General features: G+C 68.8%; 12 protein-coding genes. 9 read left to right on the plus strand and 3 right to left on the minus strand.

The window, feature by feature from the left end; genetic code table 11:
* Positions 1-19 precede the first annotated feature (19 nt).
* Both POS15_RS06360 and POS15_RS06365 read right to left on the minus strand, forming a co-directional pair.
* On the minus strand, positions 20-1,159 hold the full coding sequence (locus POS15_RS06360) for an MFS transporter (RefSeq protein WP_019184624.1): 1,140 nt from the start codon (positions 1,157-1,159) through the stop codon (positions 20-22).
* Between the two features lie 25 nt (positions 1,160-1,184).
* The gene (locus POS15_RS06365) at positions 1,185-1,967 is read right to left on the minus strand and encodes a DeoR/GlpR family DNA-binding transcription regulator (RefSeq protein ID WP_284129231.1); all 783 of its coding nucleotides are present in this window, start codon (positions 1,965-1,967) and stop codon (positions 1,185-1,187) included.
* A 125-nt stretch (positions 1,968-2,092) separates the two neighbouring features.
* Here POS15_RS06365 and POS15_RS06370 point away from each other — a divergent pair, with 125 nt between their 5' ends.
* The 8 genes from POS15_RS06370 to glgX all read left to right on the plus strand — a co-directional run bounded on the left by POS15_RS06370 (position 2,093) and on the right by glgX (position 14,860).
* On the plus strand, positions 2,093-2,248 hold the full coding sequence (locus POS15_RS06370) for a hypothetical protein (RefSeq protein ID WP_284129232.1): 156 nt from the start codon (positions 2,093-2,095) through the stop codon (positions 2,246-2,248).
* Between the two features lie 338 nt (positions 2,249-2,586).
* Entirely contained in the window at positions 2,587-4,146 is a 1,560-nt protein-coding gene (gene glgA / locus POS15_RS06375) for a glycogen synthase GlgA (protein WP_284129233.1), read from the plus strand.
* Positions 4,143-6,383: a 1,4-alpha-glucan branching protein GlgB gene (glgB, locus tag POS15_RS06380; protein ID WP_284129234.1), complete on the plus strand. Its 2,241-nt coding sequence runs from the start codon at positions 4,143-4,145 to the stop codon at positions 6,381-6,383. Before glgA ends, glgB begins: the two co-directional genes overlap by 4 nt.
* Positions 6,380-8,116, plus strand: a complete 1,737-nt coding sequence (gene treZ, locus POS15_RS06385) for a malto-oligosyltrehalose trehalohydrolase (protein ID WP_343311947.1) — start codon at positions 6,380-6,382, stop codon at positions 8,114-8,116. The genes glgB and treZ overlap by 4 nt, the downstream gene beginning before the upstream one ends.
* Complete coding sequence (malQ, locus tag POS15_RS06390) at positions 8,113-10,005, plus strand: 4-alpha-glucanotransferase (RefSeq protein WP_284129235.1); 1,893 nt, start codon at positions 8,113-8,115, stop codon at positions 10,003-10,005. Before treZ ends, malQ begins: the two co-directional genes overlap by 4 nt.
* A 1-nt stretch (position 10,006) precedes the next feature.
* A complete protein-coding gene (gene treY / locus POS15_RS06395; protein ID WP_284129236.1) occupies positions 10,007-12,553 on the plus strand; it encodes a malto-oligosyltrehalose synthase in 2,547 nt (848 codons plus the stop codon).
* A 10-nt stretch (positions 12,554-12,563) separates the two neighbouring features.
* Positions 12,564-12,728, plus strand: a complete 165-nt coding sequence (locus POS15_RS06400; RefSeq protein WP_019184616.1) for a DUF2934 domain-containing protein — start codon at positions 12,564-12,566, stop codon at positions 12,726-12,728.
* On the plus strand, positions 12,725-14,860 hold the full coding sequence (gene glgX / locus POS15_RS06405) for a glycogen debranching protein GlgX (RefSeq protein ID WP_284129237.1): 2,136 nt from the start codon (positions 12,725-12,727) through the stop codon (positions 14,858-14,860). Before POS15_RS06400 ends, glgX begins: the two co-directional genes overlap by 4 nt.
* A 46-nt stretch (positions 14,861-14,906) precedes the next feature.
* On the opposite strand, the gene POS15_RS06410 is transcribed toward glgX, so the two are convergent.
* Positions 14,907-15,815: a LysR family transcriptional regulator gene (locus tag POS15_RS06410; protein ID WP_019184614.1), complete on the minus strand. Its 909-nt coding sequence runs from the start codon at positions 15,813-15,815 to the stop codon at positions 14,907-14,909.
* Positions 15,816-15,919: 104 nt separating this feature from the next.
* Here POS15_RS06410 and POS15_RS06415 point away from each other — a divergent pair, with 104 nt between their 5' ends.
* Positions 15,920-16,681 (plus strand): SDR family oxidoreductase, encoded by a 762-nt coding sequence (locus POS15_RS06415; RefSeq protein ID WP_019184613.1) that lies wholly within the window; start codon positions 15,920-15,922, stop codon positions 16,679-16,681.
* The last annotated feature ends 101 nt before the right edge of the window (positions 16,682-16,782 follow it).

Genomic DNA, 16,782 nt, shown 5'->3' on the forward strand with positions numbered 1-16,782 from the left:
AGGAACAGTCAGGGCAGTCTCAGGCGCGCACCCACCGCGCGCACAGCCCCACCAGCACCAGCGTCACCGCCACCGCGCTGAAGGCGAACACCAGGCTGCTGGCCTGCGCCACGAAACCGATCAGTGCCGGGCCGGCCAGCACACCGGCATAGCCGAGCGTGGTGATCGCCGGGATGGCCAGGCTTTCCGGCATGACCTTCTGGTTGCCGGCCATCGAGAACAGGGCCGGCACGATGTTGGCGCAGCCCAGGCCGACCAGGGCATAACCGCACAGGGCCAGCGGCATCCAGGTCGCGAAGGTGGCCAGCGCGAAGCCCGACGCCGCGACCAGGCTGCCGATCAGGATCGAACGATGGCGGCCGAGCCTGGCCACCACGCCATCGCCGACGAGACGGGTCACGGTCATCGCGATGGCAAAGGCCAGGTAGCCCAGGCCGGCGCGCGAGGGATCGACCTGCTGCACCTCATGCAGGAACACCGCGCTCCAGTCCAGCACCGAGCCTTCGGCCAGGAACGCCACGAAACACAGCACGCCGATCGCGAGCACCACGCCGTGCGGCACCGCGAACATCGGCGCATCACTGGGGGCCTTGTCGGTCCGCCAGTGCGGCAGCGAAAGGGCCAACAGCGCGGCCATCACCGCCGACGCCAGCAGGCAGACCAGCCACGGCGGCAGGTGGAACGCGAGCAGGGCGGTCATCGCGCCGGCACCGACGGCACCGCCGATGCTGTAGAACGCGTGGAAGCCGGACATCATCGGCCGGCCGCTGTCGCGCTCGACCATGATCGCCTGCATGTTCATCACGCAATCGCAGGCGCCCACGCCGGCACCGAACACGAACAGCACCAGGCCCAGGGTCAGCGGCGAGGGCGCGACGGCAAGCAGGGGCAGGGTGGCGATCACCATCACCAGCGTGGCGATCATGACTGCGCGGCAGCCGTGGCGTGCGGCGAGCATGCCGGCGATCGGCATCGCCAGCAGCGAGCCGGCGCCCAGGCACAGCAGCACCAGGCCCAGTGAACCTTCATCCAGCCCGGTGCGGTGCTTGGCGAACGGGACCAGCGGCGCCCAGGCAGCGGTGGCGAAGCCGGGCAGGAAAAAGGCGGCGCGGGTGGCGTGCTGCTGCCCGCGGGCGGCAACGGAAGAGAGCGGGGTCATTGGTCTGGAGATTCCTGGGAAAGTGTCAACGGCGCGAGGCGAGCTGGATATCCACGCCGCGACGGACGAATGCATCGATCTGCGGCGCAGGCGCATCGGCTTCGAGCACCAGCACATCGATGTCATTGACGGTGCCGATGCGATGGCTCGCCTGGGCGCCGAGCTTGTCGTTGGTGGCCACCACCACGCAGCGGCTGCTGGCGGCCAGCATCGCCCGCTTGAGGGCGGCTTCTTCGCCATCGACCGCCCACAGCCCCTGCTGCGCATCCACTGCGCAGGTGCCGATGAAGAACAGATCCACGCGCAGTCCGCCCATGGCCTCCAGTGCCTGCGCGCCCACGGTGGCGCCGATGCGAGGGTCAAGGCGGCCGCCGATCAGCGTGACCTCGATGCCGCCGCGCGCCATCAGGGTGAGCGCGATATCCGGTGCATTGGTCAGAATATGCAGGCCTTCCAGCGCTGGCAGGCAGGCGGCGATGGCGCTGTTGGTGGAACCGGCATCGAGCAGAACGGTGTCGCCGGCCCGGATCTGAGCGGCGGCCTCGCGTGCCAGTGCCTGTTTCTGCGTTTTCTGCACAGTTTGGCGGGCACTCAGCGGGGGGAAGTCCGGGGTGGCGGGCAGTGCGCCGCCATACACCTTCCGGCACAGGCCCTGCTGCGCGAGATCGCGCAGATCGCGGCGAATCGAGTCCTCGGAGACCTGAAGGTCAACTGCCAGCTGGGCCGAAAGAACCCGGCCGTGTTGCTGGAGCAGGCCGAGGATGGTCTGCTGGCGTTCGCTGGGGAGCGTGTCCGGGGCGGGTGTCATGGCGAAAGCGGCCTGTGCTGAGTCTGCGTGTTGATGCGCATTCTATTGAAGTACGCATGAACGTGCAAATGCTCGGAGCGGACGCATTCAACCGCCTTGCTCGCGGGTAAGCCCGCCGGTCGAACATGGCCGTCGCTGGCGTCGCTGGCCTCTATGTCGACTCTGGTGTCGCTGCCATCGCCGCCATCGCCGCTATCACTGCGATCACTGCAATCACTGCAATCACTGCCATCAACGGCACGGAGGTCTGGAGAATGTTCTGCGTCACGACATTGGTTTGATCCAGAACGAGAAGGCATGTCGATATGCATTGCGCACCGCACTCGCCAACGGTAGGTGCGCATACGGTTTTCATCGAATCTGAAAGGTTCATCGAGTGCAATGCGCGCGGCGTGCAAGGCGTTGTGGACCGTTTTCGGCAGCGACGTCCCGCGTAGTCAACAAATCGTCGCCGAGGGTTCACAGTCCATTGATTCAGCGGGAGTGTAGATTCGATCCGCAGGTCGAGGTTGTGTCTCCGACCGATTCTTTTTCCAGGCAGATCACGCTTCGTCCTGTGCGTATCACGCGCGGGGCGGCGAGTGGCTGCGCCATGCCTCCCCCGTTGAGTCTTCCCCCAATGTCCGCTCGCAATCGCACCCGTGAGGTCTCCGCCGCCAAGGCCGAGGCCCTGGTCAAAACCGATGCCCTGCGTGCGCGCCGGCGCCGCATCACGCAGACCGTCGTGCCTGGCGACCACATCGAACGTGCCAGTAACCGCGACCATCGCGTGCTGTTTGTCGTCTCGGAGATGGCCGACTACATCAAGGCCGGCGGCCTGGGTGATGTCGCCGCCTCGCTGCCGCGTGCGCTGCGCGACCGCGCGGACATGCGCGTATTGATTCCCGGCTATCGCGAGGTGCTCGAGCGCACCGGGCCGATCCAGGTGATCGGGCAGACCCCGGCGCACGCGGCGTTGCCAGCCTGCGTGATCGCACACACCGTGCTGGACGACGGACTGCCGGTCTACGTGCTGATCTGCCCGGAGCTCTATGAACGCGACGGCTCGCCGTACGTCGACGCGGCCGGGGAGCCGTGGACCGACAACGCGGTGCGCTTTGCCACGCTGTCGCGCGCGGCGGCGGTGATCGCCGCAGGTGAGGCCGGCATGGACTGGACGCCGGGCCTGCTGCACCTCAATGACTGGCCGTGCGCGCTGGCCGCAGCCTACGTGCGCTGGTCGGGCAGCAAGGCCTCGTGCCTGCTCACCATCCACAACCTGGCCTACCAGGGCCTGTTCCCGGCCAGCCTGGCCGCGGACCTGGGCATCGCCGAGGCGCAGCGTGAAGCGCTGGATTTCCACGGGCAGCTGTCCTTCCTGCGCGGCGGCATCGTGCATGCCGACCAGGTCAATACGGTCAGCATCAGCTATGCCGCGCAGATCACCGCGCCGGCGGAGGGCTGTGGCCTGGACCGGCTGCTCTCGCGCCGTGCAGCGCTGGGGCACCTGAGCGGCATCGTCAACGGCATCGACAGCAGCTGGGACCCGCGCACCGACCATCACCTGCCGGTGCACTTCAGCGTGCAGTCCTGCGAAGGGCGCGACCACAACGCGCGCCATGTCCGGCGTGCGTTCGGCCTGCCCGAAAGCCGGGGTCCACTGTTTGCGGTGGTCTCGCGGCTGGTCCACCAGAAGGGCCTGGACCTCACCTGCGACGTCGCCCCGCAGATCGTGGCCGCCGGTGGCCAGCTGGTCATCATCGGCGGTGGCGAGCCTCAGATCGAAGCGCAGGTGCGTGAACTCGCGCGCCGCTATCCGGGTAGCGTCTCGGCCTACATCGGTTTCGATGAAACGCTTGCGCGCCGCATGTTCGCCGGCGCCGACTTCCTGCTGATGCCATCGCGGTTCGAGCCGTGCGGCCTGAGCCAGATGTACGCCCAACGCTTCGGCTGCCTGCCGATCGCGCACGCCACCGGCGGCCTGATCGATACCGTGGACGATGGCGTCACCGGCTTCCTGTTCAACGGCGCCGAAGCCGATGCGCTGCGCCGCTGCGTGCAGCGTGCGTTCCGTACCTTCCGTCAGTCCGGGCTGATGGCGGCGATGCGCCGCGCGGCGATGCTGCGCCCGAGCGGCTGGGATATCGCCGGCACGCATTACCTGGATCTTTATCAACGCACCACGGAAGCACGCGCATGAGCACGCAATGGGAACTGGATGCCGGGATCGAGCCCGGCGGTGAGAGCGTGTCCGCAGCGCCATTGGCCGAGGCGGCGTTGTCGCCGGCGCGGGCGTCGATTGCCGCCGGCGCGCCTGGCGATGCCTTCGCGCTGCTGGGCCCCCACCGTGATGCTACCGGCGCCTGGCGCCTGCACGTGCTGTTCCCGGCCGCACTCGCGGTCCTGCGCCGTGACGCGGACGGCCACTGGCGGCCGATGGCCGCCATGGGCGAGGGCATCTTCGAGGCCCCCATCGAGGGGCCCGTGGTGAGCCTGCTGCGGGTCGATTGGGGCGGCGTGCAACAGGAGATCGAAGACGTTTACGCCTTCGGTCCCGTGCTGGACGAGGATGCACTGGCCGGCATCGCCGCCGGCGACCCGAACAGCGTCCGCGTGGCGCTGGGTGCGCACCAGGCAAAGCAGCAGGGTATCGATGGCGTGCGTTTCGCCGTCTGGGCCCCGAACGCGCGCCGTGTTTCGGTGGTGGGCGACTTCAATGGCTGGGACGGGCGGCGTCACCCGATGCGGTTGCGCCATGGCGCTGGCGTGTGGGAGATCTTCCTGCCGCGCGTGGAGGCCGGCGCGCGCTACAAGTTCGAGATCACCGCAGCCGACGGGACCCGGCTGACCCACAAGGCCGACCCGATGGCCCGCCAGTCCGAGCTGCTGCCGGGCACGGCCTCGGTAGTGGCCGATGGGGCGCAGCGTGCATGGCAGGACCACGCCTGGATGCAGGCGCGCGCATCGATGGATGACCGCGCGATCTCCATCTATGAAGTGCACGCCGGTTCCTGGCGGCGCGGTGACAACGGCAACGTGCTCGACTGGGACCAGCTCGGCGACCAGCTCATTCCCTACGTGACGGGCCTGGGCTTCACCCATATCGAACTGCTGCCGGTCAGCGAGCATCCGTTCGGCGGGTCGTGGGGCTATCAGCCGCTCGGCCTGTATGCCCCCACCGCGCGGCACGGCGGGCCGGACCGTTTCGCACGCTTCGTCGATCGCTGCCACCAGGCTGGACTCGGCGTGATCGTGGACTGGGTCGGCGCGCATTTCCCGTCTGATGCGCATGGCATGCAACGTTTCGACGGCACCGCGCTGTATGAGCACGATGACCCGCGCCAGGGCCTGCACCCGGACTGGGACACGCTGATCTACAACTTCGGCCGCAGCGAAGTGACCGGTTTCCTGATCGGCAGCGCACTGGAGTGGATCGAGCGGTTCCATATCGATGGCCTGCGCGTGGATGCCGTCGCCTCGATGCTGTATCGGGACTACAGCCGCGAGGATGGGCAGTGGATCCCCAACGCGCACGGTGGCCGCGAGAACCTGGAGGCGATCGCCTTCCTGCGCGACCTCAACGATGCCATCGCCCGGCAGGCACGCGGCGTGCTGGTGATCGCCGAGGAATCCACTGCGTGGCCGGGGGTGACCGCCCCCAGCGGCGAGGGCGGCTTGGGCTTCACCCACAAGTGGAACATGGGGTGGATGCACGACACGCTGAGCTACCTGGGCCGCGACCCGATCCATCGCTCGCACCATCACAGCCAGATGACCTTCAGCGCGATGTACGCCTTCTCCGAGCAGTTCGTCCTGCCGCTCTCCCACGATGAAGTGGTGCACGGAAAGGGATCGCTGCTGGGCAAGATGCCCGGCGACCGCTGGCAGCAGCTGGCCAACCTCAGAGCCTACCTCGGTTTCATGTGGGCCCACCCGGGCAGCAAACTGCTGTTCATGGGCGGTGAATTCGCGCAATGCACCGAATGGAACCACGATGCCCAGCTGGACTGGGCACAGGCGTCCGAGCCGGCACACGCGGGCGTGGCGCGGATGGTCGGCGACCTCAACCGGCTGCTGCGCGAGCTGCCGGCGCTGCAGCACGGCAACCGGACCGAGCAGGGATTCGAGTGGAGCGTGGGCGACGATCACGTCAACAGCGTGCTCGCCTTCATCCGCCACGATCCGCGTGGGAGCGCCGGCCCGCTGCTGGCGGTCAGCAATTTCACCCCGATGGCGCGCCACGGCTATCGCGTAGGGGTGCCGCACGCCGGGCGCTGGCAGGAAGTGTTCAACAGCGACAGCCGTTTCTACGGTGGCAGTGACATCGGCAACCATGGGCAGGTCGATACCCTGCCGATCGCGATGCACGGGCACGCGCAGTCACTGGCCTTGACCCTGCCGCCGCTGTCCACCGTGTTCCTGCAGGTGGAGGGGTGACGGCGGGAGAGCGATTTGGCGCCTGGCGGCAGCCTGGAGGTGACCATGTCTTCCGTCTCTGGGCACCGGCCGCGCAGTCCGTGGAGCTGCTGCTCGACGGCGAGGCGCTGCCGATGCAGGCAGCCGACGACGGCAGCTACTGGATCCGGCTGGTGTGTGCAGCGGGGGCGCGCTACCGCTATCGCATCGACGGGACGCTCAGCGTTCCCGATCCGGCCTCGCGCTGGCAACCCGAAGGGCTCAACGGCCCCAGTGCCGTGCTGGACGAAGATGGCCATGCATGGCAACACGCCGATTGGGCGGGCAGGCCGTGGGAGGAAGCCGTCCTCTATGAAGTCCACGTGGGTGCTGTAGGCGGTTACGCCGCGCTGCAGGCGCAACTCCCGGCACTGGCAGCGATGGGTATCACCGCCCTTGAACTGATGCCGCTGGCCACCTTTCCGGGAACGCGCAACTGGGGCTACGACGGCGCATTGCCCTACGCGCCGGCCGCCGCCTATGGCAGCCCGGACGAGCTCAAGGCGCTGATCGACCACGCGCATGCGCTGGGTCTGATGGTGCTGCTGGACGTGGTCTACAACCACTTCGGCCCGGAGGGCAATCATCTGCCGCAGTATGCGCCCGCGTTTTTCCGTGACGACGTCACCACCCCGTGGGGTGCGGCGATCGACTTCCGGGAACCGCACGTGCAACGCTTTTTCATCGACAACGCGCTGATGTGGCTGCGCGAGTACCGGTTCGATGGCCTGCGCCTGGACGCCGTGCACGCGATCCAGCCGCCGTCGTTCCTCGCCCAGCTGCGCGAGGCGATCCAGAAGCACGGGCCGTCGCACCAGGTGCACCTGATCCTGGAGAACGAGCACAACACCGCCTCGCTGCTGGCCGAGGGTTACACCGCGCAGTGGAATGACGACTTCCACAACGCGCTGCACGTCTTGCTGACCGGCGAAACGGAGGGCTACTACGCTGATTTCGCGGCCGACCCGACCGCACAGCTGGCGCGGGTGCTGGCCGAGGGATTTGCCTGGCAGGGGGGAGTCAACCGCCTGGGGCAGCGGCGGGGCGAGCCCAGTGCGGGGCTGTCGCCGGCGCACTTCGTGATCTTCGCGCAGAACCATGACCAGATCGGCAATCGCGCCTTCGGCGACCGCCTGCAGACACTGGTGTCGCCCGAGCGGCTGCAGGTGGCGCTGGCGCTGACCGCCCTGACACCGATGATTCCCTTGTTCTTCATGGGTGAGCCGTGGGGCGCGCGCGAGCCTTTCCTGTTCTTCACCGATTTCGATGCGCCGCTTGACCAGGCGGTACGCGATGGACGCCGTGCCGAGTTCAGCCTCTTCAGTGCCTTTGCCGATCCGCAGGCGCAGGCCTCGATCCCGGACCCGAATGCCCTGGCGACCTTCCAGGCGTCGCAGGCGCCGCTGCCGTCAGCCGAAGCACGTCAGCAGAACCCGTGGCTGGCGGCCTTCCGCAGCGTGCTGACCCTGCGCTGGCAATTTCTGGTGCCGCAATTGCGGCACGCCCGCAGCCTCGGCGCGAGCGTGCTCGGCAACGGCGCGGTACGCGCAGGCTGGCAACTGGGCGATGCCCAATGGTGGCTGGCCTTCAACCTTGGCCAGACCGCCGTGCTGGCCGATCTGCCTTATGGCGAAACCGTGCTGCAGCTGGGCGAGGTCGGGCACGGCCAGCTGCTGGCACCGGCCGCGCTGCTGGTGCGGCGCGTGGCGGCATGAACGCCACGCCCGCGCTGGCCAGCCTGGCCGAGGCGGCCGGGCTGCTGATCCGCTGGGAGGACGTGCACGGCACGCCGCGCATCGTCGAACAGGACACACTGCAGAGCGTGCTGGACGCATTGGGCTGGCGCGCGGGAACACCGGCGCAGTGCCAGCAGAGCCTGCAGCATTGCCTGCACGAGCGCGCCGCTCCGTGGCTGCGCACCGTGCAGCTCGGTGAGCCCTTGGTGCTGGACGTGGAAGGCGCAGGTGAGTGGTGCGATGAACGCGGTCACACCATGCCGGCGACGCGGGCACGACCCGGTGTCTGGGTAGTGCCGGAGCAGCCCGGCTACTGGCGCCTGCGCGTCGGGCAGGATGAGCATGCCGTGGCGGTGGCGCCGACGCGCTGCTTCAGCGTGGCCGATGCCACCGGTCTCGCCGAGCCGCGCAGCTGGGGCGCGGTGCTCCAGGTATATGCCGCGCGCCGTGCCGGAGATGACGGCATCGGCGACAGCAGTGCTGCGCAGCAGTGGTGTGAGCGCATTGCCGCCGCCGGTGGCGATGCGGTGGCGCTGAGCCCGCTGCACGCCGCGGGCCGGATCGATGCGTCCTTCAGTCCCTATTCGCCGAGTGACCGTCGCTTTCTCGAGCCGGTGTATGCCGGCACGCTGGAGGAGTGGGACATGGCCGAGGACGATGCGCCGGACCCGACGCCGGCGGATGGCCTGATCGACTGGGCCGGCGCGGCGGCACGCAAGTGGCATCGCCTGCAGCAGTCGTACCAGCGGGTCACCCAGGCACCAGAGGCACTGCAGCGTGATCTGCGTGGCTTCGAGCAGGAGGGCGGCGCCGCACTGGCCGCGTTCGCGCGATGCAACGCCGCCGCGATGGGCCAGCGCGATCCAGCGTTGCAGGTGCATGCGCAATGGCGCGCTGCGCGCAGCTGGCAGCAGGCGCAACGCCGCGCGCAGGAGGCCGGCATGGCACTGGGCCTGATCGCCGACCTGGCGGTCGGCTTCACCGCCGATGGCGCCGAGGCGGCCGCGGCTGCCGACACCGCCCTGCGTGGGCTGGTACTGGGTGCACCGCCGGACGCCTTCGCCCCTGACGGACAGGTCTGGGGCATCAGCAGCTACTCGCCGGATGGATTGCGCCGCAGCGGCTTTGCGCCGTTCATCACCCTGCTGCGCGCCGTGATGCGTGACCGGGGCGGGGTGCGTATCGACCACATCCTCGGCCTGCAGCGGCTATGGGTGGTGCCGCACGGCGCGGGTTCGGGGCAGGGGGTGTACCTGCGCTATCCGCTGGCCGATCTGCTCAATCTGCTGGCGCTGGAATCCTGGCGCAACCGCTGCATTGTCATCGGCGAAGATCTCGGGGTCGTGCCGCCCGGGATTCGTGACACGTTGGCCGCGCGCGGCGTGCTCGGCATGGATGTGCTCGCCTTCACCCGCGCGCCGGACGGCGACTTCCTGCCGCCGGCACAGTGGCGGCGCGACGCCGTCGCACTGACCGGCACCCACGATCTGCCGACGCTGGAAGGCTGGCAACACGGCGATGACCTGCGCTGGCGGGCGCACCTGGGCGCAGCGCCGGCCGCCGATACCGCGCAGGCCATGGCCGCGCGGCGCGAGGACGTGGCGCGGCTGGCCCGCGCGGTCGGCACCGATGGCGCTGCGCCGGATGCCCTCCGGCTGGCCGCGCTGCGGCAGGTCGCCGCCAGCCCGGCGCCGTTGGCGCTGTTGCCGGTGGAAGACGCGCTGGGCCTGCGTGGCCAGGTCAATCTCCCGGGCACGGTCGCGGTCCACCCGAACTGGCGCCAGCGCCTGCCATCCCCGTTGCCGTTGCGGACGCTGGACCGTTCGCTGCAGCAGTTCGCCGCGGCCCGCCGCCGCCAGGAGCATTGAGATGGTTCCGTTCCGCGCCACCGCCCGCCTGCAGCTGCACGCCGGCTTCGATTTCGACGCGGCCCGCGCGCAGGTGGATTACTACGCTTCATTGGGCATCAGTCACCTGTACCTGTCGCCGATCGCCAGCGCGATGCCCGGTTCCACGCATGGCTACGACGTCATCGATCCCACCACGGTCAATCCGGAGCTGGGCGGGGAGGCCGGATTGCAGCGTCTTTCCGACGCCGTGCGCGCACGCGGGATGGGCCTGATCCTGGATATCGTGCCGAACCACATGGCGGCGCACCCGCTCAATCCGTATTGGGCCGATGTGCTGGCCCACGGCAAGGCCAGCGCGCATGCCGGCTGGTTCGACATCGCCTGGCGCGCACCGGGGCGTGACGGCAAGCTGTGGCTGCCGGTGCTGGATCGGCCGCTGTCCAGCGCGATCGCCGAAGGCGTGCTCACCGTGCAGCGCGCCGCCAACGGATCGGCGGGCGTCGCGCACCACGGCACCGTGTATCCGCTGGCGCCCTCTACCTGGGCCGCGGGCGGGTCGGAGCTGACGGCACCGGCCCTGGCCGGCGTGCTGGCGGCGCAGCCCTACCGGCTGGCGTGGTGGCGCAGTGGCGATGACCGGATCAACTACCGTCGCTTCTTCACCATTGCCTCGCTGGTCGCGCTGCAGATGCACCGCCGCGATGTCTTCGAGACCGTGCATGCACTTCCGCTGCGCCTGGTGGCGGAGGGACGGGTGGATGGCCTGCGCGTGGACCACGTGGATGGACTCCGCGATCCGGCCGGTTACCTGCACCGGCTGCGCGCAGCGCTGGACGCTGCCGGCGCCCGCCGTGGGCTGTCGCCTGGCGCGCTGGGCCTGTGGGTGGAGAAGATCCTGGCGCCGGATGAAGCCTTGCGGGCGGACTGGCCGTGCGATGGCACCACCGGCTACGACTTCATGGACCAGGTCGGTGCATTGCTGCACAGCGGTGCCGGCGGCAACCCGCTGACACGGCACTGGCAGCAGGTCACCGGTGACCCCCGCAGCTTCCGCGAGGTGGAACTGGAGGCCAGGCGCGACGTGCTGGAGCACGGCCTGCGCGCCGAGTTCGATGCCTTCGTCGCCCGCCTCGTCCGCCTTTCGCGCCTCACCGGCGGCATCGCCGCTGATTTCGGCAGGCCCCTGCTGGCGCGCGCGGCGTTGTCCTTGTTGAGTCACTTCCCGGTGTACCGCAGCTATCTCACCCACGCGGCTCCGGGCGCTGAGGATCGTCGGCTGTGGCAGCAGGCCATCGAGGCGGCCATCGCCGGCAGCGCGCCGGACCAGGTGGCTGCGATCGAGCAGATCGCCGCGTGGGTGCTGGCGCCGCCATCGCAGGAGGATGACCCGGCGCTGCATCGCCGCGGCCTGGCGCTGCGGCAGCGGGCCCAGCTGCTCAGCGCGCCGCTCAACGCCAAGGCGGTGGAAGACAGCAGCTTCTATCGGCATGCGCCGCTGTTGTCCCGCAACGAGGTTGGTAGCCATCCAACGGTACTGAGTGTGTCGGCACCGCGTTTCCATGGGTTCATGCGCGCCCGCCACGACCAGCACCCGCGCAGCCTGCTTGCCACGGCCACGCATGACCATAAACGCGGCGAAGACGCCCGGATGCGATTGGCGGTGGTGTCAGCGTGGCCCGAATGGTGGCTGCGCCAGGTGCGTCGCTTTGAACGGCTCGCAGCGTCACTCGGTGCCGGTGCACTGCATGCGGCGGACCGCGAGATGCTGTGGCAGACACTGGTCTCGGTCTGGCCGGCCGAGGGTGGATCAGGCGCTGATCTCGCTGCGCGCGTGGTGCAGTGGCAGGCCAAGGCGCTGCGCGAGGGTGGCCAGCGCAGCAGTTGGGGCCATCCGGATGAGGCTTACGAGTCGTGCGCGGCGGCGGTGGTGGAAGCACTGATCGACAGCGATGCCGGGCAGGCGTTCCGCGCGGCCGTGCAGGACGTCGTGGCGCGCATCGCGCCGGCCGGGGCGCGTTTCAGCCTGAGCCAGACCGCGCTGCGGCTGAGCGTGCCGGGCGTGCCGGATCTGTACCAGGGCACCGAAGGCTGGGATCTGTCATTGGTGGACCCGGACAACCGGCGGCCGGTGGACTATGCGCTGCGTGGCCACTGGCGCCGGGATGCGCGTGCGTGGCCGGTACTGCTGCAGGGGTGGCGCGATGGCGTGGCCAAGGCGCGCCTGGTGCAGACCTTGCTGCAGGCCCGGAGCAGCGCCCCGGAGCTGTTCGCGCTGGGCGGTTATGTGCCATTGCCGACCACGCTGCCCGAACGCGTGCTGGCCTTCGCGCGCGAACACGGCGCGCAGCGGCTGATCGTGGTCGCCGCGATCGCCACCACCGTGCGTCCCGCGCAGGAAGTCACGGCGGCGTTGCCTGCCCGGTTCTGGGGCACGGGCCGCGTGACGATTCCGCAGGGGCGCTATCGCAATCTGCTCACCGGCACGTCGGTAGAAATCACCGACCCCGATATTTCCCTGCGGGCGCTGTCCGATGGCAGCCCCGTGACCCTGCTGATCAACGAGTGAAGCAAGCGCAATGGACGAAAACGAACGACGTGAACGCATCGGGGCCCTGGCCCGCCAGATCTGGGAAGCCGAAGGCCGTCCGGACGGGCAGGACCAACGGCATTGGTTGATGGCCGAACGGCTGTTCGATGCCGAGCTGCAGGCCGCGGGCCACACCGTCGAGACGCGCCGATGAGTGCCCGCCAGTTTGCCCAGTCCTCGCGCCTGCGGGGCGGACGCCCCTTCCCGTTGGGGGCCACCTGGGATGGCCTGGGCGTCAACTTCGCGCTGTACAGCCGGCATGCGACCAAGGTCGAGCTGTGCCTGTTCAACGAGCGTGGCCGTGAGGTCGAGCGCATCGTGCTGCCCGAGTACACCGATGAAATCTGGCACGGCTACCTGCCGGACGCACGGCCCGGCCAGCGCTACGGCTACCGGGTGCATGGTCCCTACGCACCGGAAGCCGGGCACCGGTTCAACCCCAACAAACTGCTGCTGGATCCGTATGCCAAGCAGATCGTCGGTCAGCTCAAGTGGGCGCCGGCGTTGTTCGGCTACACGATCGGGCACAAGGACAAGGACCTGAGCTTCGACAAACGCGACAGCGCGCCGTACATGCCGCGTTGCGCCGTGGTCGATCCGGCCTTCACCTGGGGCCGCGACACCGCACCGGCCACGCCGTGGGAGGACACGGTCATCTACGAAGCCCACCTGCGCGGCCTGTCGATGCTGCACCCACAGGTGCCTGAGCAGGCACGTGGCTCCTTTTCCGCGCTGAAGCAGGACGCGCTGCTGGATCACCTCCGCCAGCTCGGCGTGACCGCGCTGGAACTGCTGCCGATCCACGCCCACGTGGATGACCAGCATCTGCTCGAGCGCGGCCTGCGCAACTACTGGGGCTACAACACGCTGGCCTTCTTCGCGCCCGAACCGCGCTTCATGTCCACCTCCACCATCGCCGAGTTCAAGCAGATGGTGGCCTGCGTGCATGACGCCGGGCTGGAAGTGATCCTGGATGTGGTCTACAACCACACCGCCGAAGGCAATGAGCTCGGCCCGACGCTGTCGTTCAAGGGCATCGACAATGCCAGCTACTACCGGCTTGCCGATGACCCGCGCTACTACATCAACGATACCGGCACCGGCAACACCTTCGACCTGACCAACGCCGGTGCGCTGCGGATGGTGATGGACTCGCTGCGCTACTGGGTGCAGGACATGCACGTGGATGGCTTCCGCTTCGACCTGGCCACCATCCTGGGCCGCGAACGCGCCGGCTTCGATCCATCGGGCAGCTTCATGGATGCCGTGCGCCAGGACCCGGTGCTGAGCCAGGTCAAGCTGATCGCCGAGCCGTGGGACATCGGGCCGGGTGGCTACCAGCTGGGGCAGTTCGCACCGGGCTGGGCCGAATGGAACGACCGTTTCCGTGACAACGTGCGGGCACTGTGGCGCGGCGATGGCGGCCAGCTGGCCGAGTTCGCCACCCGCCTGATGGGCTCGGCCGATCTGTTCAACCACAAGGGACGGCGGCCGGCCGCGTCGGTGAATTTCGTCACCGCCCACGATGGCTTCACCCTCAATGACCTGGTCAGCTACAACGACAAGCACAACGAGGCCAACGGCGAAGACGGGCGCGACGGCAGCGACAACAACATCTCCTTCAACCATGGCGCCGAAGGCCCCACCGACGACGAGGGCATCAACACGGTCCGGGCGCGGCAGATGCGCAACATGCTGGCCAGCCTGCTGCTCGCCCAGGGCACGCCGATGCTGCTGGCCGGCGACGAGTTCGCGCGCAGCCAGGGCGGCAACAACAACGCCTACTGCCAGGACAACCCGCTCACGTGGATCGACTGGCAGCAGGCCGCCAGCCCGGCAGGCCGCCAGCAGTCGCTGTTCGTACGCCGGCTGCTGTCGTTGCGCCGCCGCTACCCGCAGCTGCGCCGCGGCCGCTTCCTGGACGCCCGCGACGAGCAGGGCGAAGGCTATGACGTGCGTTGGCTGCGCCCGGATGGCCAGCCCATGGAAGATGGCGACTGGCACGATGGCGAGGCCCGCAGCCTGGCGCTGCACCTGGGGGCCGCCCGTCAGGAAGACACGCCGCGCGGCCCCGAGCATGCGCACCTGCTGTTGATGTTCAATGCCTCGCACGCGCCGCAGGCCTTCGTGCCGCCCCTGATCGACGATGAACACTGGCGCGTGTTGATCAGCACCATCGACGGTGCGCCGCTGCAGGCGGATGCGGAAGGCCACTGGCCACTGCCGGACCGCGCCATCGTGGTGCTCAGCAGTCGCCGCAACCGCCATTCCGATACGGAAGGCTGAGTTGTCCCAGTCCTCCCGGCACGACGCCGTGCCGGGAGGTCCCAGGTCAGCGCTCCTGGTCCAGCTCGCGCCGGACCACGCCGGCAACCCAGTCCATGAACGCCGCCACCCGTCGCGGTAGATGACGGCGTTGCGCGTAGAGCAGTGTTACCGGCATCGGCTCTGCTTTCACGTCCGAGAGGATCTCCACCAGGGTGCCCGCGGCCAGTGCCTGGCGCACGCCGAGCAGCGGGACCTGGATGATCCCCAGCCCGGCCAGGGCTGCGGCGGTATAGCCCTCGCCACTGTTGACCGTCACCGCACCGGCCATGGGCAGGCTCTGATAGGTCTGCCCGTCGTAATACTCGAATCCGGGCGAACGCTGACCGAGGGTGCTCACGTAATGCACCAGCGCGTGGCCGGCCAGGTCGGCCAGCGTGGTCGGCGTGCCCCGGGCGGCGAGATAGGACGGGCTGGCGCAGTTGATGATCGGCAGCTGGCCCAGCGGGCGGGCCACCAGGGTGTTGTCGTCCAGTGGACCGACCCGGAGCACGCAGTCGAACCCTTCGCGGATCAGATCGACCCGGCGGTCGGTACCGCTCACTTCCATTTCCACGCCAGGGTGCTGGGCCAGGAAGGCAGGCAGCTGCGGTATCACCAGTTGCCGGGCCAGCCCGCTGGACATATCCACCCGCAGGCGCCCCTTCAGCTGCGCCGTATCGACCCGGAACATGCCCTGCAGGTCGTCCATGTCATGCAGCAGATCGTGTGCCCGCGCCTGGAACTGGGCGCCGTCGGCGGTCAGCTGCACCCGGCGGGTGGTCCGATGCAGCAGTTGCACACCCACATCCGCTTCCAGCCGCTGCACGGCCAGCGACACACTGGCCTTGGGGAGACCGAGGCTGTCGGCGGCGCCGGTGAAGGAGCCGAGTTCGGCCACCCGGAGGAAGCAGCGCAGGTGATCGAGGCGATCCATGGATTGTTCGTGATTATTGGATAGTCAAATCAGCATCCGCCGATTTATCCGCGCACGCAACACCAATAGGCTGACAACCATTCCCACAACGCAGGTGTACTGACATGCGCAACGCAACCCGAGTCGTCCTGATCACCGGCGGCAGCCGTGGCCTGGGCCGCAATGCCGCCCTCGCACTGGCCGCCGACGGCGCCGATATCGTGCTCACCTATCGCAGCCAGGCCGGCGCCGCCCAGGAAGTGATCGCGCAGATCGAAGCACTCGGCCGTCGCGCGGCCGCGCTTCCCTTGGACATGGCCGACAGCGCCGGTTTTGCCGCCTTCGCCAGCCAGGTCCGCAGCGTGCTAGATGGCTGGGGCGAGACCCATCTGCAGGGCCTGCTCAACAACGCCGGCGAAGGCCTGCACGCGATGATCGCCGACACCACCGTCGATCAGTTCGACGCCCTGGTCGCGGTCCATCTGAAGGGACCGTACTTCCTGACCCAGGCGGTGTTGCCGCTGCTTGCCGATGGCGGCCGCATCCTCAACGTCTCCAGCGGGCTGGCACGCTTCTCGCTGCCGGGCAGCTCGGCCTACGCGATGATGAAGGGCGGCATCGAAGTGTTTACCCGTTACCTGGCCAAGGAACTGGGCGCCCGCGGCATCAGTGCCAACACGCTCGCCCCCGGCGCGATCGAAACCGACTTCGGTGGCGGCCGCGTGCGCGACGACGCGCAGGTCAATGCGATGGTGTCCTCGGTCACCGCGATGGGCCGCCCGGGCAAGCCGGACGACATCGGTCCGGTGGCGGTGGCGCTGCTGTCGCCTCAGACGGCGTGGATCAACGCGCAGCGGGTGGAGGCGTCGGGCGGCATGTTCGTCTGAGATCGCGGGCGGTCAAAGCGGCCATCGTGTGGCACGCGCGGTTCTCATTGCTGGCAGTGGATCGAGGGCCGGTCACGACCGTGGGTCGTGACGCTCTCGGT

Origin of the sequence: Stenotrophomonas sp. BIO128-Bstrain (assembly GCF_030128875.1) — a bacterium.
GTDB lineage: Bacteria > Pseudomonadota > Gammaproteobacteria > Xanthomonadales > Xanthomonadaceae > Stenotrophomonas > Stenotrophomonas bentonitica_A.